The sequence below is a fragment of the Citrobacter sp. Cf087 genome, assembly GCF_030334285.1.
Lineage (GTDB): Bacteria > Pseudomonadota > Gammaproteobacteria > Enterobacterales > Enterobacteriaceae > Citrobacter > Citrobacter freundii.
The window spans coordinates 315,593-338,106 of sequence record NZ_JAOWED010000022.1 but is presented as its reverse complement, the minus strand read 5'-3'; the positions used below and the strand labels follow the sequence as shown (position 1 = coordinate 338,106).

25 protein-coding genes are annotated in these 22,514 nt (G+C 47.5%); 13 read left to right on the top strand and 12 right to left on the bottom strand.

Going from position 1 to position 22,514, the window contains the following annotated elements; translation table 11 throughout:
- Window positions 1-3 precede the first annotated feature (3 nt).
- The 5 genes from bssS (at window position 4) to OGV57_RS03635 (ending at window position 3,062) form a co-directional block, all read left to right on the top strand.
- Complete coding sequence (bssS, locus tag OGV57_RS03655) at window positions 4-258, top strand: biofilm formation regulator BssS (protein WP_003036154.1); 255 nt, start codon at window positions 4-6, stop codon at window positions 256-258.
- 114 nt (window positions 259-372) lie between these two features.
- Window positions 373-1,488 carry an N-methyl-L-tryptophan oxidase gene (solA, locus tag OGV57_RS03650; RefSeq protein ID WP_003836779.1) on the top strand — a complete coding sequence of 372 codons (1,116 nt, stop codon included), beginning with the start codon at window positions 373-375 and terminating at the stop codon, window positions 1,486-1,488.
- Between the two features lie 55 nt (window positions 1,489-1,543).
- The gene (locus OGV57_RS03645) at window positions 1,544-1,657 is read left to right on the top strand and encodes a YceO family protein (protein ID WP_003036148.1); all 114 of its coding nucleotides are present in this window, start codon (window positions 1,544-1,546) and stop codon (window positions 1,655-1,657) included.
- A 261-nt stretch (window positions 1,658-1,918) separates the two neighbouring features.
- Complete coding sequence (locus OGV57_RS03640) at window positions 1,919-2,485, top strand: cytochrome b (RefSeq protein ID WP_054528265.1); 567 nt, start codon at window positions 1,919-1,921, stop codon at window positions 2,483-2,485.
- Between the two features lies 1 nt (window position 2,486).
- Window positions 2,487-3,062: a YceI family protein gene (locus tag OGV57_RS03635; protein ID WP_054528264.1), complete on the top strand. Its 576-nt coding sequence runs from the start codon at window positions 2,487-2,489 to the stop codon at window positions 3,060-3,062.
- 46 nt (window positions 3,063-3,108) lie between these two features.
- On the opposite strand, the gene trhO is transcribed toward OGV57_RS03635, so the two are convergent.
- Entirely contained in the window at window positions 3,109-4,161 is a 1,053-nt protein-coding gene (gene trhO / locus OGV57_RS03630; protein WP_003846819.1) for an oxygen-dependent tRNA uridine(34) hydroxylase TrhO, read from the bottom strand.
- A gap of 220 nt (window positions 4,162-4,381) precedes the next feature.
- Here trhO and OGV57_RS03625 point away from each other — a divergent pair, with 220 nt between their 5' ends.
- Window positions 4,382-5,302 carry a Kdo(2)-lipid IV(A) acyltransferase gene (locus tag OGV57_RS03625; protein WP_003036136.1) on the top strand — a complete coding sequence of 307 codons (921 nt, stop codon included), beginning with the start codon at window positions 4,382-4,384 and terminating at the stop codon, window positions 5,300-5,302.
- Between the two features lie 155 nt (window positions 5,303-5,457).
- A complete protein-coding gene (gene mdtG, locus OGV57_RS03620) occupies window positions 5,458-6,678 on the top strand; it encodes a multidrug efflux MFS transporter MdtG (protein WP_054528263.1) in 1,221 nt (406 codons plus the stop codon).
- A 62-nt stretch (window positions 6,679-6,740) separates the two neighbouring features.
- Here mdtG and OGV57_RS03615 read toward each other — a convergent pair whose 3' ends face one another.
- Entirely contained in the window at window positions 6,741-8,072 is a 1,332-nt protein-coding gene (locus tag OGV57_RS03615) for a sensor domain-containing diguanylate cyclase (RefSeq protein WP_016149918.1), read from the bottom strand.
- A gap of 692 nt (window positions 8,073-8,764) precedes the next feature.
- On the opposite strand from OGV57_RS03615, the gene OGV57_RS03610 reads away from it, so the two are divergent.
- Window positions 8,765-9,142 (top strand): MysB family protein, encoded by a 378-nt coding sequence (locus tag OGV57_RS03610; protein WP_032936472.1) that lies wholly within the window; start codon window positions 8,765-8,767, stop codon window positions 9,140-9,142.
- On the opposite strand, the gene OGV57_RS03605 is transcribed toward OGV57_RS03610, so the two are convergent.
- The 3 genes from OGV57_RS03605 to mdoG all read right to left on the bottom strand — a co-directional run bounded on the left by OGV57_RS03605 (window position 9,143) and on the right by mdoG (window position 13,503).
- Complete coding sequence (locus OGV57_RS03605) at window positions 9,143-9,370, bottom strand: YceK/YidQ family lipoprotein (RefSeq protein ID WP_003832117.1); 228 nt, start codon at window positions 9,368-9,370, stop codon at window positions 9,143-9,145. It abuts the gene before it with no gap.
- Between the two features lie 76 nt (window positions 9,371-9,446).
- Window positions 9,447-11,975: a glucans biosynthesis glucosyltransferase MdoH gene (gene mdoH / locus OGV57_RS03600; protein WP_054528262.1), complete on the bottom strand. Its 2,529-nt coding sequence runs from the start codon at window positions 11,973-11,975 to the stop codon at window positions 9,447-9,449.
- Window positions 11,968-13,503, bottom strand: a complete 1,536-nt coding sequence (mdoG, locus tag OGV57_RS03595) for a glucans biosynthesis protein MdoG (protein WP_003836790.1) — start codon at window positions 13,501-13,503, stop codon at window positions 11,968-11,970. Before mdoG ends, mdoH begins: the two co-directional genes overlap by 8 nt.
- 271 nt (window positions 13,504-13,774) lie before the next feature.
- Between mdoG and mdoC the strand changes: the two genes are divergently transcribed.
- Window positions 13,775-14,935 carry a glucans biosynthesis protein MdoC gene (gene mdoC, locus OGV57_RS03590; RefSeq protein ID WP_054528260.1) on the top strand — a complete coding sequence of 387 codons (1,161 nt, stop codon included), beginning with the start codon at window positions 13,775-13,777 and terminating at the stop codon, window positions 14,933-14,935.
- Between the two features lie 23 nt (window positions 14,936-14,958).
- Here the strand turns inward: mdoC and OGV57_RS03585 are convergent, their stop codons facing one another.
- The 6 genes from OGV57_RS03585 to csgB form a co-directional block, all read right to left on the bottom strand.
- Window positions 14,959-16,446, bottom strand: a complete 1,488-nt coding sequence (locus tag OGV57_RS03585) for a phospholipase D family protein (RefSeq protein WP_114070820.1) — start codon at window positions 16,444-16,446, stop codon at window positions 14,959-14,961.
- On the bottom strand, window positions 16,382-16,924 hold the full coding sequence (gene ymdB / locus OGV57_RS03580) for an O-acetyl-ADP-ribose deacetylase (RefSeq protein ID WP_003036110.1): 543 nt from the start codon (window positions 16,922-16,924) through the stop codon (window positions 16,382-16,384). The genes OGV57_RS03585 and ymdB overlap by 65 nt, the downstream gene beginning before the upstream one ends.
- A 100-nt stretch (window positions 16,925-17,024) precedes the next feature.
- Window positions 17,025-17,345: a YmdA family protein gene (locus OGV57_RS03575; RefSeq protein ID WP_032936233.1), complete on the bottom strand. Its 321-nt coding sequence runs from the start codon at window positions 17,343-17,345 to the stop codon at window positions 17,025-17,027.
- Between the two features lie 152 nt (window positions 17,346-17,497).
- On the bottom strand, window positions 17,498-17,830 hold the full coding sequence (gene csgC, locus OGV57_RS03570; RefSeq protein ID WP_044712473.1) for a curli assembly chaperone CsgC: 333 nt from the start codon (window positions 17,828-17,830) through the stop codon (window positions 17,498-17,500).
- Between the two features lie 61 nt (window positions 17,831-17,891).
- Window positions 17,892-18,341: a curli major subunit CsgA gene (csgA, locus tag OGV57_RS03565; RefSeq protein WP_003036098.1), complete on the bottom strand. Its 450-nt coding sequence runs from the start codon at window positions 18,339-18,341 to the stop codon at window positions 17,892-17,894.
- Window positions 18,342-18,381: 40 nt separating this feature from the next.
- Complete coding sequence (csgB, locus tag OGV57_RS03560; RefSeq protein ID WP_003036094.1) at window positions 18,382-18,840, bottom strand: curli minor subunit CsgB; 459 nt, start codon at window positions 18,838-18,840, stop codon at window positions 18,382-18,384.
- Between the two features lie 761 nt (window positions 18,841-19,601).
- Here csgB and csgD point away from each other — a divergent pair.
- Genes csgD through csgG form a run of 4 tightly spaced genes read left to right on the top strand, consistent with a single transcriptional unit; the run spans window position 19,602 to window position 21,947 of the window.
- The gene (csgD, locus tag OGV57_RS03555) at window positions 19,602-20,252 is read left to right on the top strand and encodes a biofilm master transcriptional regulator CsgD (protein ID WP_003036091.1); all 651 of its coding nucleotides are present in this window, start codon (window positions 19,602-19,604) and stop codon (window positions 20,250-20,252) included.
- Window positions 20,253-20,256: 4 nt separating this feature from the next.
- The gene (gene csgE / locus OGV57_RS03550) at window positions 20,257-20,649 is read left to right on the top strand and encodes a curli production assembly/transport protein CsgE (protein ID WP_003036087.1); all 393 of its coding nucleotides are present in this window, start codon (window positions 20,257-20,259) and stop codon (window positions 20,647-20,649) included.
- Between the two features lie 25 nt (window positions 20,650-20,674).
- Window positions 20,675-21,088, top strand: a complete 414-nt coding sequence (gene csgF / locus OGV57_RS03545; RefSeq protein WP_003036084.1) for a curli production assembly/transport protein CsgF — start codon at window positions 20,675-20,677, stop codon at window positions 21,086-21,088.
- 25 nt (window positions 21,089-21,113) lie between these two features.
- Window positions 21,114-21,947, top strand: coding sequence for a curli production assembly/transport protein CsgG (csgG, locus tag OGV57_RS03540; protein WP_003036082.1), 834 nt, complete (start codon window positions 21,114-21,116; stop codon window positions 21,945-21,947).
- A gap of 46 nt (window positions 21,948-21,993) precedes the next feature.
- Here csgG and OGV57_RS03535 read toward each other — a convergent pair whose 3' ends face one another.
- Complete coding sequence (locus OGV57_RS03535) at window positions 21,994-22,476, bottom strand: DUF1097 domain-containing protein (protein WP_008320293.1); 483 nt, start codon at window positions 22,474-22,476, stop codon at window positions 21,994-21,996.
- Window positions 22,477-22,514: the final 38 nt, after the last annotated feature.

The following is a 22,514-nucleotide window of genomic DNA, read 5'->3' as shown; positions in this document are numbered from 1 at the left end:
ATGATGGAAAAGAATAATGAAGTCATTCAGACTCATCCGCTTGTAGGGTGGGACATCAGCACTGTTGATAGCTACGATGCGCTGATGCTGCGTTTGCACTACCAGACCCCGAATCGCCCTGACCCGGATGGGACTGAAGTTGGTCAAACGCTCTGGTTAACCACTGATGTTGCCAGGCAATTTATTTCGATATTAGAAGCAGGAATCGCCAAAATTGAATCTGGCGATTACCAGGTAAATGAGTATCAGCGACATTAAACCTGATACATCCAACCATCAAAAGGCACCTTAACGGTGCCTTTCTTATTTCCAGGTTGAATATTCCGGGTCAGTTATTTAACCTGCTACTATCGCGATTGCAGAGAGAAGCGGATGAAATACGACTTAATCATTATTGGCAGCGGTTCAGTAGGCGCCGCAGCTGGATACTATGCCACACGTGCCGGTCTGAAGGTTCTGATGATCGATGCACATATGCCTCCGCATCAGCAGGGCAGCCACCACGGTGACACTCGATTAATTCGTCATGCTTATGGCGAAGGTGAAAAATACGTTCCGCTAGTGCTACGTGCGCAAACATTGTGGGATGAACTATCCACCCATAATGAAGAACCGATTTTTGTTCGCTCCGGTGTTATCAACCTCGGTCCGGCAGAGTCCACCTTCTTAGCGACTGCAGCGCAAAGCGCCAAACAGTGGCAACTCAACGTTGAACAACTGGATGCGGCAGCCATCATGGCGCGCTGGCCGGAGATTCGTGTACCTGACAACTATATCGGTCTGTTTGAAGCGGAGTCCGGTTTTTTACGCAGTGAGTTAGCAATTAAAACCTGGATCCGTCTGGCGGAAGAAGCAGGCTGTGCGCAACTGTTTAAATGCCCGGTCAGCGCAATTCATCACGGTGATGATGGCATCACGGTAGAAACGGCTGACGGTGACTACCACGCGAAAAAAGCAGTGATCAGCGCCGGTACCTGGGTGCAGGCTTTAGTCCCTGAACTACCGATACAACCGGTGCGCAAAGTGTTCGCCTGGTATCAGGCCGATGGGCGCTACAGCGTTAAGAATAACTTCCCAGCCTTTACCGGCGAGCTGCCAAATGGTGATCAATACTACGGTTTCCCGGCAGAAAACGACGAGCTGAAAATTGGTAAGCACAACGGCGGACAAGTCATTCACTCTGCTGATGAGCGTAAGCCATTTGCCGCTGTAGCCAGCGATGGTTCTGAAGCCTTCCCATTCCTGCGCACAATTCTGCCGGGCGTTGGCTGCTGCCTGCACGGCGCGTCCTGCACATACGATAATTCACCGGATGAAGACTTTATTATCGATACTCTGCCAGCGCACGACAACACGCTAATCATTACCGGGCTAAGCGGACATGGCTTTAAGTTTGCCTCTGTTCTGGGAGAGATTGCGGCAAACTTCGCTCAGGACAAACCGTCTGACTTTGACCTGACCCCCTTCAGGCTAAGCCGTTTTAAGTGATAATAAACGAATGGCCTCGACGGTGAGGCCATTTTTAATGACAGGAATAACGTCAATGCGCCGTATCTTTCACTATCTGGTTAATAATATTCGCGAGCATCTTATGCTCTACATTATTTTATGGTCGCTGCTGGCCATTATGGATGTAATATATATTATGTTTTTCTGATTCCTGCGCGCTGACAATAATTGACAAAAATTGAAATTAGCTTAATTTCATTGCAATAAACTGAACAATAATAAAAATCATAACTACCCATAAACCAAGCACTCCCACCTATTCTCACACTAATCCCTTGATGATTAATTCAATAATCAGTCAACTTTACTGAACAAAAAATAAATATCATCACCATTGTTATTTATTAGTTGCATTAATGTCTTTTACACGCCATTTTCATTCACTTCTGAAATATAAATCGGTGTGCTTATGCAATTCAAAAATAGTCCACAGCGCTATGGCGTAGTGTCAGCCACATTACATTGGCTGGTTGCAATTGCTGTATATGGCATGTTCGCCTTGGGCTTATGGATGGTCACGCTTAGCTACTATGACGGCTGGTATCACCAGGCCCCTGAACTGCATAAAAGCATCGGCATTCTACTCATGATGGGACTGGTTATCCGCGTTGTCTGGCGGTTGTTCTCCCCTCCGCCTGCTGCGTTGGCAAGCTACTCCCGTTTAACCCGCATCGCAGCGGCAATGGGTCACCTCGTACTTTATTTGCTGCTCTTTTCAATTGCCATTAGCGGATATCTAATTTCCACCGCAGATGGCAAAGCGATAAGCGTCTTTGGTTGGTTCGACATTCCAGCCACCGTTGCCAACGCAGGTGCTCAGGCCGACCTCGCCGGTAGCTTGCACCTGTGGCTTGCGTGGACCGTGGTGATTTTATCCCTACTGCACGGACTGATGGCCCTGAAACATCACTTTATTGATAACGACGATACCCTCAATCGCATGTTGGGAAAATCGTCATCTGACTATGGAGCTTAAAATGAAAAAAAACCTGCTGGGACTTACACTCGCCTCTCTGTTATTCACCACCGGGTCGGCCGTGGCGGCAGATTACAAAATTGACAAGGAAGGACAGCATGCCTTTGTTAATTTCCGTATTCAGCATCTGGGTTACAGCTGGCTGTACGGCACATTTAAAGATTTCGACGGTACGTTTACCTTTGATGAGAAAAATGCCGCAGCCGATAAGGTTAACGTAACCATCAACACCAACAGTGTTGACACTAATCACGCCGAACGTGACAAACATCTGCGCAGCGCAGATTTCCTTAACGTAGCAAAATTCCCGCAGGCGACCTTCAGCTCCACCAGCGTGAAGAAAGAAGGTAATGACCTGGATATCACCGGTAATTTGACCCTGAACGGCGTTACTAAACCGGTTACGCTGGACGCGAAGCTCATCGGTCAGGGTGGCGATCCTTGGGGCGGTACGCGCGCTGGTTTTGAAGCGCAAGGTAAGATTAAGCTGAAGGATTTCAACATCACCACCGATCTCGGTCCGGCGTCGCAGGAAGTCGATTTGATCATCTCAGTGGAAGGTGTGCAACAGAAGTAACGCATGAATGGCCGGATGGGGCTCAAGCCACCATCCGGCATAGCGACTATTGCGCAGGGTCTGGAATACCCAGTTTGGTATTCAGGTGACCACGTGATTTATTAAAGATTTTATTGCCATTTTCACGCCCAGCGCGACGACGCCGTTGTTCCTCTTCCGGCAACTCACTCTCTTCGCTACACAGCTCGCTACAGCAGCCTTTATATTTCTGCGCACAAGCCGGGCACTGAATAAACAACAGATGGCAGCCATCATTTTTGCAATTAGTATGGCTATCGCACGCCGTGCCGCACTGATGACAATGTGCGATAACATCTTCAGAGATCCTTTCGCCCATGCGCTCATCAAAGACAAAGTTTTTACCGATAAAACGCACCGGAAGTCCCTGCTCACGCGCCTTGCGGGCATACTCAATAATACCGCCCTCAATGTGCCAGACTTTGCTAAATCCATTGTGTTTCATCCAGGCGCTAGCTTTCTCACAGCGGATCCCACCCGTGCAGTACATCACGATTTTTTTATCTTTATGCGCCTGCATCATTTCAACCGCTTTCGGCAACTGATCGCGAAACGTGTCTGCCGGGATCTCCAGCGCATTCTCGAAGTGACCCACCTCATATTCATAATGGTTGCGCATATCAATGAATACCGCTTCAGGATCGTCAAGCATGGCATTCACCTCTGCTGCCTTGAGATAATCCCCCACGTTGCTGGCGTCAAAGTCTGGATCGTCAATACCATCCGCCACGATACGTTCACGGACTTTCATACGCAGTACCCAGAACGATTTACCGTCATCATCCAGCGCAATATTCAGACGTAAATCGTTCAATGCAGGGTCAAACGCATAGAGTTGCTGGCGAAATGCCTCGACGTTGCTTTGCGGTACGCTGATTTGCGCGTTAATTCCTTCATGGGCAAGATATACTCGCCCGAAGACGTTCAATGCGGTGAACATCTGGTACAGTGCATCACGCGTGTGCTGAGGATTGGCAATGGTGAAATATTTATAGAATGAGATCGTCGTACGCGGCTCGGTCTCGGCCAGCATTTTGGCTTTGAGGGCGTCGTTCGAAATGCGGTTGTGTAACACTGGCATGGTGTACGTATCCTGCAAATAGGGAATAAATGAAAATCGGCGGCATAATAAAGCAAACATCGCCAATTTACATCCACACATTTTACGCTACATTTCATACTTCACTATAAAGTTGCAACAACAATTGCGGAATTAATCACCGTTCTCCCGTCACAAATTTTTGATACGCGCGAAAAAATGCGACAATACAGGGAATTGGTCGTTTGAAGACAGGATAGACATGACGAATTTACCCAAGTTTTCGGCTGCATTACTGCATCCACGTTATTGGTTAACCTGGCTGGGTATTGGCATCCTTTGGTTAATCGTGCAGTTACCCTACCCCATCCTCTTTAAGTTGGGCTGTGCATTAGGTCGACTGGCGCTACGTTTGATGAAACGTCGGGCAAAAATTGTTTCCCGAAATCTGGAACTGTGCTTCCCGCAGATGAGTGAGCAGGAACGCCAGCAGATGGTCGTCAAGAACTTCGAATCCGTGGGCATGGGCGTAATGGAAACCGGGATGGCCTGGTTTTGGTCCGATAAGCGTATTTCACGCTGGACTGAAGTGATCGGGATGGAACATATCCGTGACGTTCAGGCGCAAAAACGCGGGATCCTGTTAGTGGGTCTGCACTTTCTGACTCTGGAACTGGGTGCGCGTCAGTTTGGTTTGCAGGAGCCGGGTATTGGTGTGTATCGCCCTAACGACAACCCGCTTCTCGACTGGCTACAAACCTGGGGCCGTATGCGCTCGAATAAATCAATGCTCGATCGTAAAGACCTGAAAGGGATGATTAAAGCGTTGAAAAAGGGCGAAGTGGTCTGGTACGCGCCGGATCACGATTACGGCCCTCGTGCCAGTGTGTTTGTACCACTTTTTGCTGTTGAACAGGCCGCAACGACCTCTGGGACCTGGATGCTTTCACGCATGTCCAATGCCTGCCTGGTACCGTTTGTTCCTCGCCGCAAACCTGACGGTAAAGGGTATCAATTGATTATGCTGCCTCCGGAGTGTTCACCGCCTTTGGACGACGCAGAGACCACTGCCGCGTGGATGAACAAAATTGTTGAGCAATGCATCATGATGGCGCCAGAGCAGTATATGTGGCTGCATCGTCGCTTCAAGACGCGCCCTGAAGGTTCTCCTTCCCTGTACTAAAACACTGTTGCAGTCCTGTGGGCTGCAACACCTTCCCTGCCTGCTTTAGGTTTAACTGCTATCCGCATTGCAGCAACTATCAACCAGGCGCATAATTAGCCTGCTTACTTATATTCAATCGATAGCGCAAACAGCGCGCCACACTGCGGAACGCTATGTCACCCTCAGATGCTCCCATAAACTGGAAACGCAACCTCACTGTTGCCTGGTTAGGTTGTTTTTTAACCGGCGCAGCATTTAGCCTGGTCATGCCCTTTTTGCCACTTTACGTCGAGAGTCTCGGCGTCACGGGACATAGTGCACTGAATATGTGGTCAGGCCTGGTCTTCAGCATCACCTTTCTTTTTTCCGCCATCGCCTCTCCTTTCTGGGGTGGCCTTGCCGATCGCAAGGGGCGAAAAATCATGCTGCTACGATCTGCGTTGGGTATGGCTGTTGTGATGCTGCTGATGGGACTGGCGCAAAATATCTGGCAGTTATTGATCCTGCGCGCCTTGTTGGGGCTGCTTGGTGGATTCATCCCCAATGCGAATGCACTGATCGCCACCCAGGTTCCACGCAATAAAAGCGGCTGGGCACTGGGAACGCTTTCCACCGGTGGCGTTAGTGGCGCACTGCTCGGGCCGCTAGCGGGCGGCCTCCTCGCGGATCAGTACGGACTGCGTCCCGTATTTTTCATCACCGCCAGCGTGCTGTTGGTCTGCTTCATCCTGACGCTATTTTTTATCCGCGAGCGTTTCCAGCCGGTGAGCAAGAAGGAAATGCTGCACATTCGTGAAGTCGTGGCCTCTTTAAAGAACCCCAAACTGGTGCTGAGCCTGTTTGTCACCACTTTGATCATTCAGGTAGCCACCGGTTCTATCGCGCCAATACTGACACTGTACGTTCGAGAGTTGGCTGGTAACGTCAGCAATATTGCGTTTATCAGTGGGATGATAGCCTCTGTCCCCGGCGTTGCGGCATTAATCAGCGCCCCTAAACTTGGCAAATTAGGCGATCGGATTGGCCCGGAGAAGATCCTGATCGTCGCGCTGATCGTTTCCGTGTTACTGCTAATTCCAATGTCATTTGTCCAGACGCCCTGGCAGCTTGGTATTCTGCGCTTTTTATTGGGGGCGGCCGACGGCGCTCTGCTCCCGGCGGTACAAACGCTGCTGGTCTATAACTCGACTAATCAAATAGCTGGACGTATTTTCAGTTATAACCAGTCATTTCGCGACATTGGTAACGTAACAGGACCTCTAATGGGGGCAGCGATATCCGCCAACTACGGTTTTCGTGCTGTATTCTGTGTGACCGCAGGAGTCGTACTGTTCAACGCCCTGTACTCGTGGAATAGCCTGCGCCGTCGTCGGAGTACAGAGGTCGTGGGATGATTTATATATTTATATTCGCAGCTTCAGAATAAAAATTATCTCACGTGACATATATTTCAGTCTTAATGATAATAGTAACACACCTTATTTCTGCCAGAATTTTTGGCTTCATACAAAGCGGCATCAGCATATGAAACAACTTTATCCGCTGATTCATCATCAATTTTACTGCAATATACACCGATACTTATCGTCATTTTTTCTTTTAAATCATATGAATTTGGTATTGTCGTACCATTCTCGACATTTCGCCTAATTCGTTCTGCAACAACAATTGCCTCATCTTGATCGTTACACTTAAGAAGGATCGCAAATTCTTCGCCACCTACTCTGGCAAAAATATCCGTATCTCTGATTGATTTATTGATAATATCGACAATGCTGATTATTACTCTGTCACCTTCCTGATGACCGTAGGTATCGTTAATCCGTTTGAATTTATCAATATCCAGAACCATTACACACACTGCACCTTTTGCTAAGGATGATTTTAATGACTTATAGAATAATTTACGATTATATATTTTAGTCATTGCGTCTTTAATAGCTGAGTCCCTTTCTTTTTTTAAGATGATGAAGGTGTTGTACATCAGTATTGAGATTATACACAGGGCACTTATCACCTCAATCCCCCGGCTAACATACCAAATATACATGCTATATTCATCCAGGCTCAGAAGTAGTACATTGGTCAATATTGCTGAGCAACACAGTAGCCCTATACTTTTCCACAAGATGTTGTGCGTTTTGGTTTTAATGATTAAATACAACAGGACCAGTCCCCAGGATACAATAAGCGAATAAATGTACCCAATATGCCAGTGCACCGTGACATTATCAGGCTTCAGGCTTGTTATCTCGAGTGTAAAATTAGGGTTGTAACTGGCCAGAGTGTGCGCCATCACCGCGATCACTAGCATAATTAAAAATGACAGAACGATATAGCAAGGTTCTCTTTCTTTGGTTTCAATAACTGTCGATGATATTTTATAAGATTTCAATGAAACAAATAGCAGAGCGATGAAACTAATCTGCCGAAAGTAATAGAATATAGCTATATCGTTAGTTCTTTTTTCGATTGATGCATGATCATTAATCAAGTCCTGAACGATGTAGATAGTCTCGACGAAAAATATGTTATTGCCAAGAAACGCCATGCCTAATATCATAAGGCAGGTGAGATCTTTTCTACAAAGATACTGAAATAACATAAACAGGAAAATTATTCCATATAAAAAGAACAACCCTACAATTATAATCAGATATACAGTTTGTGGGACACTTTGCATCGTTAATTTAAATTGTGTAAGACACAAACCACCAAGAACATAGCTAGCCAAACAGATTATATAGAAAGCCATTAACCTTCCATTATTTGAATTATAGTTATCCATAACAACCTTAAGGTAATTCTTAATTTTGCATTTTATATAATAAAGCATAAGATTTTGCAAACTATTATACCCGCACAATTTCAATAACATTAATTCATTTCTTATTTAATGGTTTCTTATAGATTTATAACCTTTGTCATTAATAATATTTTATTATGTATACTATTTTAGTATCACTCACACCATTCACAACCTCTATACACAAAAGACACTTTGTCACTTCCAGAGACACCACTAAGTTTAGCCACTTTCATTGATTACCTCTGCAACACTTCCGTATTGGGCATTAATTTTCTCCTTTACTTTGATTGAGTTATGCAATATTAATTCATAAGCGCTCGCATCCCCCCTCTAAAACACATAAAAAATGGTGTTTAAAACTGAAGATTTTCTAATATAACGCCAGATTTTATTTATTTGATTTTCATTACTGCATTGCAAACCACATACATTACTCTTTTTTCTTGAATTTTTTTCCTGATATTACGTAGGCTTCAGTATCTGCCAATGTAAATTTTTTCATAAACTACCGAAGTTACTTTCACCTGCTCTCGTTGGCATTGCAGGCAGTAATCATCTGATTGAGTTAGCCACGCAGCTAACGGGTTTGACGCTCTGCGGATCGCCGTCTATAGATTGAATCATCCCCCTTTATTGTTCGCCTTAGGAGAAGAAATATGGCAAAGAATGACATGAATTTTTATGCCACGTTGGAAGAGGCTATTGATGCGGCTCGTGAAGTGTTTCTGGCTGATAACCCTGACCTTGAGTCAGACGATGCCAGCGTTCAACAGCTAAGCATCCAAAAATACGTGCTACAGGATGGCGACATTATGTGGCAGGCGGAATTCTTTGCTGACGAGGATGATGTAGATGGCGAATGTCTACCAATGCTGAGCGGAGAAGCGGCTCAGAGCGTTTTTGATGGCGACTATGATGAAATTGAAATTCGCCAGGAGTGGCAGGAAGAAAATACGCTTCACGAATGGGATGAAGGTGAATTCCAGCTGGAACCTCCCCTTGATACCGAAGAGGGGCAGACCGCAGCCGATGAATGGGATGAGCGATAATTACTCGTAAGGTCCATGATGTATGTCGAGCGGCAGCAGCAACGTATCAAACACCAGCGAAAATGGCAGATCGAGGATCGTGACGTAGCGCCATGCCGAGTCCCGAACATCCCATTGCACGCCAGGATAGTATTGATTTCCGTGTCCTTGCCCTGGGATGGTACGACTAATAATGCTGCCGCATCCGCTCAGGAAGAAGATCATTATTCCTACAGCCAATATTCGCACCTACTACCTCACGACCCATTCTATTCAATATAAAAAAATACCGGCACCAGGCCGGTATTTTCACGTTACAGAACGCTTATTTTTTCCTGAGCGCCAACGGGTTCAGAGTCAATCCCTGATAGTAGTTCACCCACGAAGAATACTTATCAGGTGAATTCCAGACGCGATAATGTAAACGTGCCATGGTCACCGGATCGCTCAACAATACAAGGCGGCGATCGCGATTCAGTTTCTCCGGCGTTTCGTTCAGCGCCTGTTCCACATGACGATCGCGTGCAATCTCCAGCACGTTGCTGGCGCGGTGGCGTGCAGTCGCCATGGCCGTGGCCAGTGCGTTAAACGACGGGTTAAACACCGCATGCATAAAGCCATCGTCCAGCGTACGTTTACGGTTCATCACCAGATAAGTATCGGTATCCACCAGCACCTGCGGCGGGGAATACTCTTCCGGGATCAGGAACAGCTTCCAGCGCTTGGTACGTAACCCCACCGTGGAACGGCTGGAAATCACTGAAACAAACGGCGACAGGATCAGCGAGAAGACAATCGGTGCCAGCCAGAACAGGAAACGCAGATCCAGCCAGGCCATACCCACAGCCCACACCAGCCCCAACAATAACTGAGAACCGTGACGCATAAATGCTTCACCCCACGGGGTGGAATCGTCATCGCGCTGCGGCGAATTCCACACCACTTCCCAACCGAGGAAAGCGCTCACGACGAAGACGGTATGGAACAGCATACGCACCGGTGCCAGCAGCACGGAGAACAGAACCTCCAGCAGCAGCGATAGCGTAACGCGGATAAACCCGCCGTACTCTTTCGTCCCTTTACACCAGATGAGCAAAATACTCAGCAACTTCGGCAGGAACAACAGCACCATCGTTGAAGCAAACAGCGCGATCGCCAGTTCAGGTCGCCATTGCGGCCATACCGGGAATAGCTGACGCGGTTGCAGGAAGTACTGCGGTTCCGTCAACGCATGCACCACCTGCAATGCGGTAGAGAGCGCGAGGAACATAAACCACAGCGGCGCGGACAGATAGGACATCACACCAGTCAGGAACACCGCACGGTGAACCGGGTGCATCCCCTTAACCAGGAACAGACGGAAGTTCATCAGGTTGCCGTGGCACCAGCGACGGTCGCGCTTGAGTTCATCCAGCAGGTTCGGCGGTAGCTCTTCATAAGAGCCCGGCAGATCGTAAGCAATCCACACGCCCCAGCCGGCACGACGCATCAACGCCGCTTCGACAAAGTCATGGGAGAGGATCGAGCCCGCAAACGAACCTTCGCCCGGTAACGGCGCGAGCGCACAGTGCTCGATAAACGGCTTCACGCGGATAATTGCGTTGTGGCCCCAGTAGTGTGATTCGCCTAACTGCCAGAAGTGAAGCCCGGCGGTAAACAGCGGCCCATAAACACGGGTCGCAAACTGTTGGCAGCGCGCATACAGCGTATCCATACCGGAAGCCTTCGGTGAAGACTGGATAATCCCGGCATTCGGATTCGCTTCCATCAGGCGCACCAGGCCGCTCAGACAGTCACCGCTCATCACTGAGTCAGCATCCAGCACAACCATGTAGCTGTACTGATTTCCCCAGCGACGGCAGAAGTCATCAATGTTGCCGCTTTTACGCTTCACGCGACGACGGCGACGGCGGTAGAAAATCTGTCCTTCGCCCTGCACTTCGGCAATCAGCTCCATCCACGCTTTTTGTTCTGCCACGCAGATATCTGGATTGTAGCTGTCGCTCAGAATGTAAACATCGAAATGCTCAGCGTTGCCCGTTGCTTTGACCGACTCCCACGTGGCGCGAAGTCCCGCGAATACGCGATCAACGTCCTCGTTACAGATAGGCATAATCAACGCCGTACGGTGTTCAGGATTCAACGGTTCATCCCCGACCGTTGAGGCCGAGATACTGTACTTATCCCGTCCAATCAGCAATTGCAGGAAGCCCATCAGCGCGGTCCAGAATCCCGCTGATACCCAACAGAAAAGTACGGCAAACAAAATAAGAATGCCGGTCTGGAGCATGTAGGGCAGCAGTTGCATAAAGGAGACCCACAAATCCTGCCCCATCATGTCTGCAGGATTAATGAATGCCCACCCCTGATAAGGAAGGATCGTCTTCATATACCAGGTTGCAACGACCGTTTGCGCCAGCGTTAAGATCAACAGCGTATAACGGCGGATGGTGCCTACGGTACGCCATTTTTGCTCGCTCTCTTGTTCTTCTTTGGTCAAACGCGAAAGATAACGCGGAGTCACATCGCGCCCACGCAGACGATCCCAAAAACGGCCAACCGGGTTGGTACGCCAGGGATCGGGGAACATAGAGGTACGCGTTGCTTTTGGCATCGCCTGTAGCTGATCGCGCCCCTTATCGTCCTTAACCAACTGCTCTTTAGCCAGAGAATCCGGCCATGCTTGCTCAAGACGAGCTTTTACAGAACCCTGCGGTGAATCATCTTCGCGCGAGTACGTACGATGCTCAGCATCCAGCGCCTGATGAACGGCGCGGATGTCAGTTTTCGGCAGTGCCGCTTTTTCGATATCCGAAAGCGGCATTGCGTCAATATACTCAGTTGTCTTATTCATTGGCAGGTAACTGGTAGCTCCAGGTTTCACTCAGCGTCTGATCGGCATTGACCAGGGCAGCACGCATTTCAGTGGTTTTCTTCACGTCTTTCACTTTCACGCGCAATACCAAACGCCAACCTTTAGTGACCGGGTTGTAGCGCACGGTGTTTTCAACGATTTCACCGTTGTCACCAATACTGGTTTGTGCGGTAACCGGCGTATCCTGCGGCAGCTTTTTCATATCGGTGCCGGAAAAGTCCACCACAAACGCGATGGTACCGTCAGGCTGACGAATGAGATTGGACTGTTTAACATCACCGGTAGAACGACGTGTCTGCTGTACCCAGGCGTTATCAGGCGCATGAAGCTTGTCTTCATCACGCGTGAACGTCAGGGTATATTTAAAGTTCATTTCTTTACCGGCTTCAGGCAGTTGATCCGGGGTCCAGTACGCAACGATGTTATCGTTCGTTTCATCGTTAGTTGGAATTTCAACTAACTCAATCTTACCTTTGCCCCAATCGCCTTTTGGCGTGATCCAGGCGCTCGGGCGCAGATCGTAACGATCGTCGATGTCTTCAAAACGCGAGAACTGACGGCCACGCTGCAACAGACCGAAACCTTGCGGATTTTCCATAGCAAAGCTGCTCACCGCGAGATGTTTCGGGTTATTCAGCGGACGCCAAATCCATTCGCCGTTGCCAGCGTGGATGGACAAACCGTTAGAGTCATGCAGTTCTGGACGATAGTTAGTCGTCGGAGAAGGCTGGTTAGGTCCATACAGGAACATACTGGTTAACGGTGCCACGCCAAGTTTGCCCACTTTGTCGCGCAGATAAACTTTGGACTGAACATCGACTACCGTGTCACGACCAGGAATGATGACAAAGCGATACGCTCCTGTTGCACGCGGAGAATCCAGTAAGGCATAAATGGTTAAACGTTTATCAGTTGGTTTCGGACGCTCGATCCAAAACTCACGAAAGCGGGGAAATTCTTCACCAGAAGGCAGAGCGGTATCAATCGCGAGACCGCGCGCAGAAAGGCCGTAGACCTGGCCTGCCCCCAGAACACGGAAATAGCTGGCACCGAGCATGCTGACGATTTCGTCGTTTTTATCTTTGCTGTTGATCGGATACAGCACTTTGAACCCGGCGAAACCGAGATCTTTTACCGTGTCTTTATCATGCTGAACATCGCCGAAATTAAAGTAATCCGGGCTGTATTTGATTCTTTTCACCGCAGTAGCGGTCACTTCATTGATTTTGACCGGCGTGTCGAAGTACATACCCTGGTGGTAGAACTCGAGCTTAAATGGGGTCTTGAGATTGCTCCAGTAGGCTTTATCGCGATTAAACTGGATCTGCTGATAATCCGCATATTTCATGTCGCGGAAAACGGAGGGCAAGTTACTTTTTGGCGCCTCATAGCCTTTATCGGCTAAGGATTGAGCTTGTTTTGCAACATCATCAATGCTGAATGCCCAGCTTGATGACGTGTACAGCGTTAACATGACTGCTGCACCCAACCAACGCATTTTCATCATTTGTAGTTTATGTTTCATAATTAGTAAGCACTTCCCCCTTTGTGTGCTTATATTGATCCGATCCATTTTAATGGATAATCGGGTATTCCGACAACTGAATCCCTGTATTGTTCGCGCGCTGGCTCATGGTTTAAGCAGGTTCGTCTGCCTGTTTTCACTTTGCGTGCTTATCCTGGAGACAGGTTGTTAGACTTCGTGTAGGGTTGCCCTCGAATGTAACCATTATTCGTCTTAGGGATAAGACGAAAAGTCTGAGAATACATAACTGTCTATGAGCTCTGTATCACCACCACGCGAATATTTTCTTGACTCCATCCGTGCCTGGCTAATGTTGTTAGGGATCCCGTTTCATATTTCATTGATCTACTCCACCCACACATGGCACGTGAACAGCGCAGAACCATCGTGGTGGTTGACCTTGTTCAATGACTTTATCCATGCTTTTCGCATGCAAGTCTTCTTTGTCATTTCGGGTTATTTTTCCTACATGCTATTTCTACGCTATCCGTTAAAGCGCTGGTGGAAAGTGCGTGTAGAACGCGTGGGGATCCCTATGCTGACCGCGATTCCACTGCTTACGCTGCCGCAATTTATCATGCTGCAATACGTGAAAGGGAAAGCAGACAGCTGGCATACCCTCAGCGGCTACGATAAATACAACGCGCTGGCCTGGGAGCTGATTTCCCATCTGTGGTTTTTACTGGTTCTCGTGGTGTTAACGACCCTGAGCATGTGGGTGTTTACCCAGATGAAACACAGATTGACGCAAAGAGACGTCGGCAGCGCGCCTGCGGTGTCAATGACGAAGTTAACGCTGATTTTTGCAGTGCTGGGTTTCGGTTATGCCGCCGTCAGAAGAACGATTTTCATCCTCTACCCTTCGATTCTCAGCGATGGCATGTTTAATTTTATCGTTATGCAAACGTTGTTTTATGTGCCTTTCTTTATGCTCGGTGCGCTGGCGTTTATCAATCCTAATCTGAAAGCGCTGTTTACCACGCCATCGCGCGGCTGCACGCTGGGCGCCGCATGCGCATTTGTCGCATACCTGCTCAATCAACGTTACGGCAACGGCGATGCCTGGATGTATGAAACCGAATATGTTATTACCATGGTCATGGGCCTGTGGATGGTGAACGTCGTCTTTTCACTTGGTCACCGTTTGCTGAATTTCCAGTCAGCCCGCGTAACCTATTTTGTCAACGCATCTCTGTTTATCTATCTGGTGCATCATCCGTTAACGCTGTTTTTTGGCGCTTACATCACACCGCATATCAAGTCGAATTTGCTGGGTTTTCTCTGCGGTCTACTGTTTGTAGTCGGGATTGCGGTAATACTGTACGAAATCCATTTACGGATCCCGGTGCTGAAGTTTCTCTTTTCGGGTAAACCAGCCGTCAGGCAGGATAAAAACAAGGCCGTGGCCGGTTAGTTTTCCGTCAATCATTGTGTGGTTCAGAGCAACCACTCAATGGGTAACACGGACGCCAGCTTTACCAGAACCCGCTTCCAGAATCCTGTGGCGGGTTCTTTTTTCAGTACCTGTTCACTGCCAGAAAGTCTGTCGACCCAATTGATTCTTCCCCACCGATCAAGACGTAGTTGCCAGGCCATTTCACGCTGGCTTTGCATAAAACGTTTATGAATCAACTCGGCCAGTACTTCACTCTCAATCACAAACCCCATTTCCGTATTGAGCAGCGTTGAACGGGGATCAAAATTAAGCGAGCCGATAAACACTTTACGACCGTCAATACTGAAGGTTTTCGCATGCAGGCTGGAGCCTGAATTACCGGTTAATCCCCGGTCATGTACTGCTGAAACGCGCTCGCGGGTTGGTTTGAGCTCGTATAACTCCACACCGTAGCGCAAGAGTTTTTTTCGCCAGCGTGCATAGCCTGCGTGAACGACTGCGACATCATTCGCCGCCAGAGAATTAGTTAAAATCGCGATCTTAACGCCTTTTCTCACCAGTCTCAGGAGCTGCGCCACACCGGCGCGAGTTGGTACAAAGTAGGCGGAAATAATATCAATACGCTCGGTGGGAGATCCCATCACGTCAAACAAACGCTGCGGTAATAGTGAGTGGCGCGGCGCTTTCCCCTCTCCTTTTGCGGGATCATCACTCAGCAAGCGCGTTCTCGCCCAAATCAGCGGTAGCGACCTCTGATCGAGGTGGGTCATAAACTGGCTGGTTTCCAGCTTATGTAGATAGCGGCGCGTGATGTCATCGTTATACCAGGATTCTGGAAGTTCGATTTTTTGCGTTGAAGCTGGCTCAGCCACCTCAAGTACGTTTTGCAATGTTGAAACCGAGCGGCAGTGCCAGTAACGCTCAAAGTCGTCAGCAACATCCTGGACCACCGGCCCGATAGCCATAACATCCAGATCGGAAAACAGCGGTTGTTCGCCTGTGCCAAAATAGGCATCGCCGATATTTCGCCCGCCCACGAGAGTTACGACGCCGTCAGCGGTATAACTTTTATTGTGCATACGTCGATTCAACCGGGCAAAATCGGTTAAATAGCCTAGTGCACGCAGGATACGAAAGGAAAAGGGATTAAACAGACGGATTTCTATATTAGGGTGATTGTCCAGCAAACGCAGCGTGTCATCCAGACCTGGCGTGTTGTTATCATCCAGCAACAAACGCACCCGGACGCCCCGCTTCGCCGCGGCCAGCAAAACGGAAAATAGTAATAGCCCGGACATGTCGCTTTCCCAGATGTAATACTGAACATCCAGGGTACGTTCCGCCATTTCCGTCAACCGATAGCGAGCAGCAAATGCATCCAGGCTGTCATCCAACGTCAGAATGCCGCATTCTCCCGGGTGGTTTTCACAAAGTGGCGTGATGGCACGCTCAAGTCGCGTCATATCAGTCCGTGCGTTCATCGCCTTGCTGGGTAAGTAATCTCTTGTATAGCCGAGCGTTTTCTTCATCAAAGCACACGAAGTATATTTGATCGGGAAGCGTACGTCGGGTGATAAATTTCAACACCGTTTTCACCGCGATCTCTGCCGCTGCAGCGCGGGGGTAACCATAAGCACCGGTGCTTATTGCTGGAAAAGCAATGGATTGATAACCATTGGCTAAGGCCAGTTGCAAGCTATTAAAGTAAGCCTCTTCGAGGCGTTCAGCTTCATGATGATCGCCACCCTGCCATACGGGCCCCACGGTGTGGATCACCGCCCTGGCGGGCAAGTTTCCCGCCAGGGTGATAACCGCATGACCGGTTGGGCATTCGCCCTGTTGCTGGATAACCTGTTTGCAGGCCGCCAGCAACGCAGGCCCTGCAGCGCGATGAATCGCTCCATCGACGCCACCTCCGCCCAGTAGCGATGGATTCGCCGCGTTGACAATCACATCAACAGCGATCGTCGTAATATCGCCATGTAACACATGAACACGTGATTGCATAAGTTCCCCCTGACCAAACACTATTTGTTAAGTGTACAGCAGGGTTTTCCCGGAAATCTCACTTTTTAACCAAACGTGTGCATATGTACGCCGGAATGATTCATTTATATTCAATGTTAAGAATTGCCATGTTTTTCTGTTCATTGAGATAGTGCATTTTGACTGTGGCAATTTGCTGCACATTTTGAGGGGCAGTCGCGACCTGTTGTTGACTGTAGAGACTATTACGGGTGGTGCCGTCGCGCATACATGACAATTCAATTTGCTGCTGCCGAGCGTTAACATCGCAAGGTGATTCAACTATTGCACCGCGAAAATGAATAACCCCGCCGGTTGAGATTTGTTGCGCCATTGCGGGGAGGGTAAAAAGAGAAATGCTGCACAAGCTGATACTTAAAAAACGCTTTAATAATGTACACATAAGGGTTCCTCAATGATTAGCCATCCTTGAGGGATCGAAATGATCCTTCGCCGCTGTGATTAACGATCAAATTAAAACGTTCACACGTCTCTATATTCATAGAACAGCAGTGCATTCCCAGCCACACCCTTAATGCAAATACATCAAAAAAATCATGGGTGACTGTTTGAGTCTGGCCATTGCTGAGACAGATGCAGAGACTGCCCATCCGAAACGGTAACGATAATTTTGACCGAATCCTCAGGTGAAATATTAAAACTCAGTTTAGTTAATTCAATCGGCCGATTAGCGGGGACCGAAAGGCTTGTTTTCTGCTGCGATTGGCTTTGTCCCCCGGACCCTTTACGTATGGCAAGGACTTGTACCTCACATACGCACGGTTGAGTTAACGTCACCTGAGGAATAATGGTGTACATATCACCTTGCTGAGTTGTATTGAATGTTATTTGATTTGCCAGCGCGGCAATGAGTAATAGCGTATGCATCATATTCTCCCGAAAAAAAAACAGGGCTCACGCCCTGTTTATTATCAGTCAGAAAACTGAATTAGTGTTGGTTAGCTGTAGCATTGTTACCAAAGCCAACCTGCTGAATCAGCACATTGGAGTCAGAGGCTGTCTGATTAACCAACGCACCGTTGCGGCCACCGAACTGGGTCACGCTAATATCAGCATTTTTTGCGTTCCACTGATCGATAGTGGCACTGTTCTGGAAGCCGGTCTGTTTCAGGCTGATGGTACTGTCATCAGCACCCTGGCCAACAACAGCTCCGTTGCCACGCCCGTGTTGTGTGATGGTGACATCTGATTTACGCGCATCACTTTGCAGAGCATTTGCAGAGTTGTTTGACCCATATTGGTAGATACTCAGTGAAGAGTCTGGGCCATAATTACTGCCACCACCATGATGATTGCCGCCCCATTGCGGAACAACACCAGCCAGAGCACTGCCAGAAACTACGATTGCTGCGAATGCTGCCACTTTTAAAAGTTTCATGGTAAACCCCCATCGGATTGATTTAAACGTCGTTAATGGATTAGCGTTGAGTCACGCGAATTGCCATTTGCGACTGTCTCTGCACCACAACTGCTGTTTTTTGTGTACCGTACTGGGTAATATTGGCTTTATTACCAGAGCCTTTCTGGATAATTACCGCCGTATTACCGTATGAACCTTGTTTAATACTCGCATCATTGGAACTACCCGTTTGATCAATATATGCAAAGTTATATGATCCCGTCTGGTCTGTTTTCGCTCGATTACCAGAACCTTCTTGCGAAATGACTGACAATAACTTCGAGCCCCCCTGGCGGGTATTTGCACTGTTCGCAGTGCCAACCTGACCAATAATGGCTGCCTGATTAAATGAAGACTTACTTAATTCATTTACCGCAAAGTTATATTCTGAATTAGCTAAATCATAACTTGTAGTCGCGGCTGCAATCCCAGGCACACCCAGCATTGTAAACATCATAAATAACAACTTGTTTTTCATGTTGTCACCCTGGACCTGGTCGTACATGAAGTTAAATTAATTACCACTCAAATTGTTGTTAACATGACTTACATTTGTTAACGCCACGTTACGATGAAGAGTATGTCTGCGGAAACATTTTAAATAACTCACCCGCCAGTTGTATTTTTATATTCAGATTCACCCCAAAGTACTAATTAACAGCGAACAATACCGTTACAGCTCTGGATTTCATTTCTTTTTTAACCCGGTGAATGAATTTCTATGCAGTAACAAAAAAAACGCGTTTTCCGCGTTTTCTGGGCCTCGTAGCGAGGTACTTCGATAGTTAGCAGTACAAGTCGTGACAAGCGTCATTTTTTTCTATCTAAAATTGTTCAACTTAGAGTGAGACAAAAAGATCGGAATTCATTAGAAATCAAAAACCATCTAAGCATAAATTTAATTCTTAATAATCAATACCATATTATAATTTGTATGATTTTTTAAATCTATGCAGTATCGCCAAAATGTACAACTTTACTATCAAATCTAAACTTCTAAAAAACCCTAAAATCACATTTTAATATATAAATTTACATTCTGTAACATGTTTAACACTTGCTTTAAGATTTGTAATAGCTAGATTGAAATCAGTTGAAGTCCATTTGTTTTAATATTTTCACCCCGTTGGGTCGATATTTTATTTCTACACAGCAGTGCAACATCTGTCAGTACTTCTGGTGCCTCTATTTTAGTAGAGACAGCTGTCAGGTGTGCGACTAAAAAAGTGGAGTTTCATCATGTTTAATGAAGTCCATAGTATTCATGGTCATACATTATTGTTGATCACTAAACCATCCCTGCAGGCAACTGCGTTATTACAGCATTTAAAACAATCGCTGGCGTTAACCGGAAAACTACATAATATTCAACGTTCTCTGGATGATATTTCCTCCAGCTGCATTGTTCTACTGGACATGATGGAGGCAGACAAAAAACTGATCCATTACTGGCAAGATAATTTGAGCAGAAAAAACAACAATATAAAGACGTTATTGTTGAATACCCCAGATGATTATCCTTATCGGGATATTGAAAACTGGCCGCATATCAATGGCGTATTCTACGCAACGGAAGATGAGCAGCGTGTCGTCAGCGGATTGCAAGGTGTGTTGCGTGGCGAATGCTACTTTTCACAAAAGCTCGCCAGCTACCTGATCACGCATTCCGGGAACTACCGCTATAACAGCACGGAGTCGGCATTACTTACGCACCGTGAAAAAGAAATCCTTAATAAACTGCGTATTGGCGCCTCAAATATTGAAATCGCGCGTTCACTATTTATTAGTGAAAATACGGTTAAAACACATCTTTATAATCTTTTCAAAAAGATAGCTGTCAAAAATCGTACGCAGGCGGTCTCGTGGGCCAATGATAACCTCAGGCGATAAAGCCATGAAAAGCTATTTGTCCTGGATTGTGGCAGCAAATTTGTTCCTTGCTGCCGGGAATCTACACGCTGCTGTAGAGGTGGAGGTTCCCGGACTGTTGACTGACCACACTGTCTCTTCCATTGGCCATGATTTTTATCGTGCCTTTAGTGACAAGTGGGAAAGTAAGTACACAGGAAACTTAACCATTAATGAAAGGCCCAGTGCACGTTGGGGAAGTTGGATCACCATAACTGTCAATCAGGACGTTATCTTCCAGACTTTTTTATTCCCGACGAAAAGAGACTTCGACAAAATTGTGGTCTTCGCATTGGCAGAAACTGAGGAAGCATTAAATCGTCGGCAAATAGATCAAACGCTATTAAGTACGAGCGATTTAGCGCGCGATGAATTCTAAAACATGATTTAGTCCGGAGGCTTTCATGCGTGTCAAACATGCAGTGGTTTTGCTCATGCTGATTTCACCATTAAGTTGGGCCGGAAATATGACGTTCCAGTTCCGCAACCCTAACTTTGGTGGCAACCCAAACAACGGCTCTTTTTTACTGAACAGCGCTCAGGCGCAAAACTCGTATAAGGATCCGAGTGCTGGCGATTACGGGATTGAAACCCCATCAGCACTGGATAACTTTACCCAGGCAATACAGTCGCAAATACTCGGTGGCTTGCTCACCAATATCAATACCGGTAAACCGGGGAGGATGGTAACCAGCGATTTTATCGTTGATATCGCCAACCGGGATGGGCAACTGCAACTGAATGTCACGGACAGGAAAACGGGGAGAACGTCGACTATTGAAGTGTCGGGTTTACAAAATCAGTCGACCGATTTCTAAATTATAGCCACGAAAGGAAAAAATCATGCAGCGCTTACTTATCATGGTGGCAGTAATTTTACTCAGCGGATGTTTAACAGCTCCGCCTCAAGAAGCCGCTAAGCCGACATTAATGCCCCGGGCCCAAAGCTATAAAGATTTGACGCATCTGCCTATGCCTACAGGTAAGATCTTTGTGTCGGTATACAACATTCAGGATGAGACTGGCCAATTTAAACCTTACCCGGCAAGTAACTTCTCTACCGCCGTCCCGCAAAGCGCCACGGCTATGCTTGTCACCGCATTGAAAGATTCTCGTTGGTTCGTCCCTCTGGAACGTCAGGGGCTACAGAACTTGCTGAACGAACGTAAAATCATTCGTGCGGCTCAGGAAAACGGTACGGTTGCGATTAATAACCGGATCCCGCTACAGTCCCTGACCGCAGCAAACGTCATGGTGGAAGGGTCAATTATCGGTTATGAAAGCAACGTTAAATCGGGTGGTGTCGGTGCGCGTTATTTCGGTATTGGCGCCGATACGCAATACCAGCTCGACCAGATAGCGGTAAACCTGCGCGTAGTTAACGTCAGCACCGGTGAGATCCTGTCGTCAGTGAACACCAGTAAAACCATTTTGTCTTATGAAGTACAGGCTGGAGTGTTCCGCTTTATTGACTACCAGCGTCTGTTGGAAGGTGAAATTGGCTACACCTCTAACGAACCGGTTATGCTTTGTCTGATGTCAGCGATTGAAACAGGCGTTATCTTCTTAATTAATGACGGCATCGATCGCGGATTGTGGGATTTGCAGGATAAGAAACAAGTTGATAATGACATTCTGGTTAAATACCGCCATATGTCGGTACCGCCAGAATCCTGATGGATCTTTACTGCATAAAAAGCGTGAGGAAAACCCTCACGCTTTTTTATTTACTGGTCAGCGTCGGCGATATTCGATTTTCACGGCGAGATGCCAGCCACAGACCACTGTTTTTCATCGCATAGCCGAATACCAGGCCCAGTACCAGTGACGGTACAACCAGTCGCCAGTCGCCCTGCCCTGCAAATGTTGCACATGCGCCAATAAACGTGCCCGGTACAAATGAAAGCAACCATTGCTTTGCCTGGATACACATCAGAAACGCGACAATTCCCGTCATGACATAACCAATAATGTCCATATGCGGGGCAAGCGCGCTACCGTTAATAATCACCAACGCCCACACCACACCGCTTAGCAGCGTACACGCCGAGATCCACAGTCCTTTTAGCCCACCTTGCGGGCAGGCGAAATAGGCCGTGCAACCCAGAAAGCCAGCCCAACTGAGTAAGCCAAGAGAAACGGCCACCCATCCCCAGATCCCAGAGAGAATGCCCGTTGTGATTGCAATTGAGAGAAGTATGTTCATGCCGCGTATCTTAGCAGAAAAACGGCATAGGAATGAGA

What these genes read in the sequence shown, in the direction of transcription:
- OGV57_RS03625 (WP_003036136.1), top strand. Translation starts at nt 4,382, where the DNA reads ATGACGAATTTACCCAAGTTTTCGGCTGCATTACTGCATCCACGTTAT.
- OGV57_RS03645 (WP_003036148.1), top strand. Translation starts at nt 1,544, where the DNA reads ATGCGCCGTATCTTTCACTATCTGGTTAATAATATTCGCGAGCATCTT.
- csgC (WP_044712473.1), bottom strand. Translation starts at nt 17,830, where the DNA reads ATGCATACGCTATTACTCATTGCCGCGCTGGCAAATCAAATAACATTC.
- mdtG (WP_054528263.1), top strand. Translation starts at nt 5,458, where the DNA reads ATGTCACCCTCAGATGCTCCCATAAACTGGAAACGCAACCTCACTGTT.
- csgE (WP_003036087.1), top strand. Translation starts at nt 20,257, where the DNA reads ATGAAAAGCTATTTGTCCTGGATTGTGGCAGCAAATTTGTTCCTTGCT.
- OGV57_RS03585 (WP_114070820.1), bottom strand. Translation starts at nt 16,446, where the DNA reads ATGAAGAAAACGCTCGGCTATACAAGAGATTACTTACCCAGCAAGGCG.
- mdoC (WP_054528260.1), top strand. Translation starts at nt 13,775, where the DNA reads ATGAGCTCTGTATCACCACCACGCGAATATTTTCTTGACTCCATCCGT.
- csgF (WP_003036084.1), top strand. Translation starts at nt 20,675, where the DNA reads ATGCGTGTCAAACATGCAGTGGTTTTGCTCATGCTGATTTCACCATTA.
- OGV57_RS03575 (WP_032936233.1), bottom strand. Translation starts at nt 17,345, where the DNA reads ATGTGTACATTATTAAAGCGTTTTTTAAGTATCAGCTTGTGCAGCATT.
- ymdB (WP_003036110.1), bottom strand. Translation starts at nt 16,924, where the DNA reads ATGCAATCACGTGTTCATGTGTTACATGGCGATATTACGACGATCGCT.
- mdoG (WP_003836790.1), bottom strand. Translation starts at nt 13,503, where the DNA reads ATGATGAAAATGCGTTGGTTGGGTGCAGCAGTCATGTTAACGCTGTAC.
- csgB (WP_003036094.1), bottom strand. Translation starts at nt 18,840, where the DNA reads ATGAAAAACAAGTTGTTATTTATGATGTTTACAATGCTGGGTGTGCCT.
- OGV57_RS03615 (WP_016149918.1), bottom strand. Translation starts at nt 8,072, where the DNA reads ATGGATAACTATAATTCAAATAATGGAAGGTTAATGGCTTTCTATATA.
- bssS (WP_003036154.1), top strand. Translation starts at nt 4, where the DNA reads ATGGAAAAGAATAATGAAGTCATTCAGACTCATCCGCTTGTAGGGTGG.
- trhO (WP_003846819.1), bottom strand. Translation starts at nt 4,161, where the DNA reads ATGCCAGTGTTACACAACCGCATTTCGAACGACGCCCTCAAAGCCAAA.
- solA (WP_003836779.1), top strand. Translation starts at nt 373, where the DNA reads ATGAAATACGACTTAATCATTATTGGCAGCGGTTCAGTAGGCGCCGCA.
- csgD (WP_003036091.1), top strand. Translation starts at nt 19,602, where the DNA reads ATGTTTAATGAAGTCCATAGTATTCATGGTCATACATTATTGTTGATC.
- csgA (WP_003036098.1), bottom strand. Translation starts at nt 18,341, where the DNA reads ATGAAACTTTTAAAAGTGGCAGCATTCGCAGCAATCGTAGTTTCTGGC.
- OGV57_RS03535 (WP_008320293.1), bottom strand. Translation starts at nt 22,476, where the DNA reads ATGAACATACTTCTCTCAATTGCAATCACAACGGGCATTCTCTCTGGG.
- csgG (WP_003036082.1), top strand. Translation starts at nt 21,114, where the DNA reads ATGCAGCGCTTACTTATCATGGTGGCAGTAATTTTACTCAGCGGATGT.
- mdoH (WP_054528262.1), bottom strand. Translation starts at nt 11,975, where the DNA reads ATGAATAAGACAACTGAGTATATTGACGCAATGCCGCTTTCGGATATC.
- OGV57_RS03640 (WP_054528265.1), top strand. Translation starts at nt 1,919, where the DNA reads ATGCAATTCAAAAATAGTCCACAGCGCTATGGCGTAGTGTCAGCCACA.
- OGV57_RS03635 (WP_054528264.1), top strand. Translation starts at nt 2,487, where the DNA reads ATGAAAAAAAACCTGCTGGGACTTACACTCGCCTCTCTGTTATTCACC.
- OGV57_RS03610 (WP_032936472.1), top strand. Translation starts at nt 8,765, where the DNA reads ATGAATTTTTATGCCACGTTGGAAGAGGCTATTGATGCGGCTCGTGAA.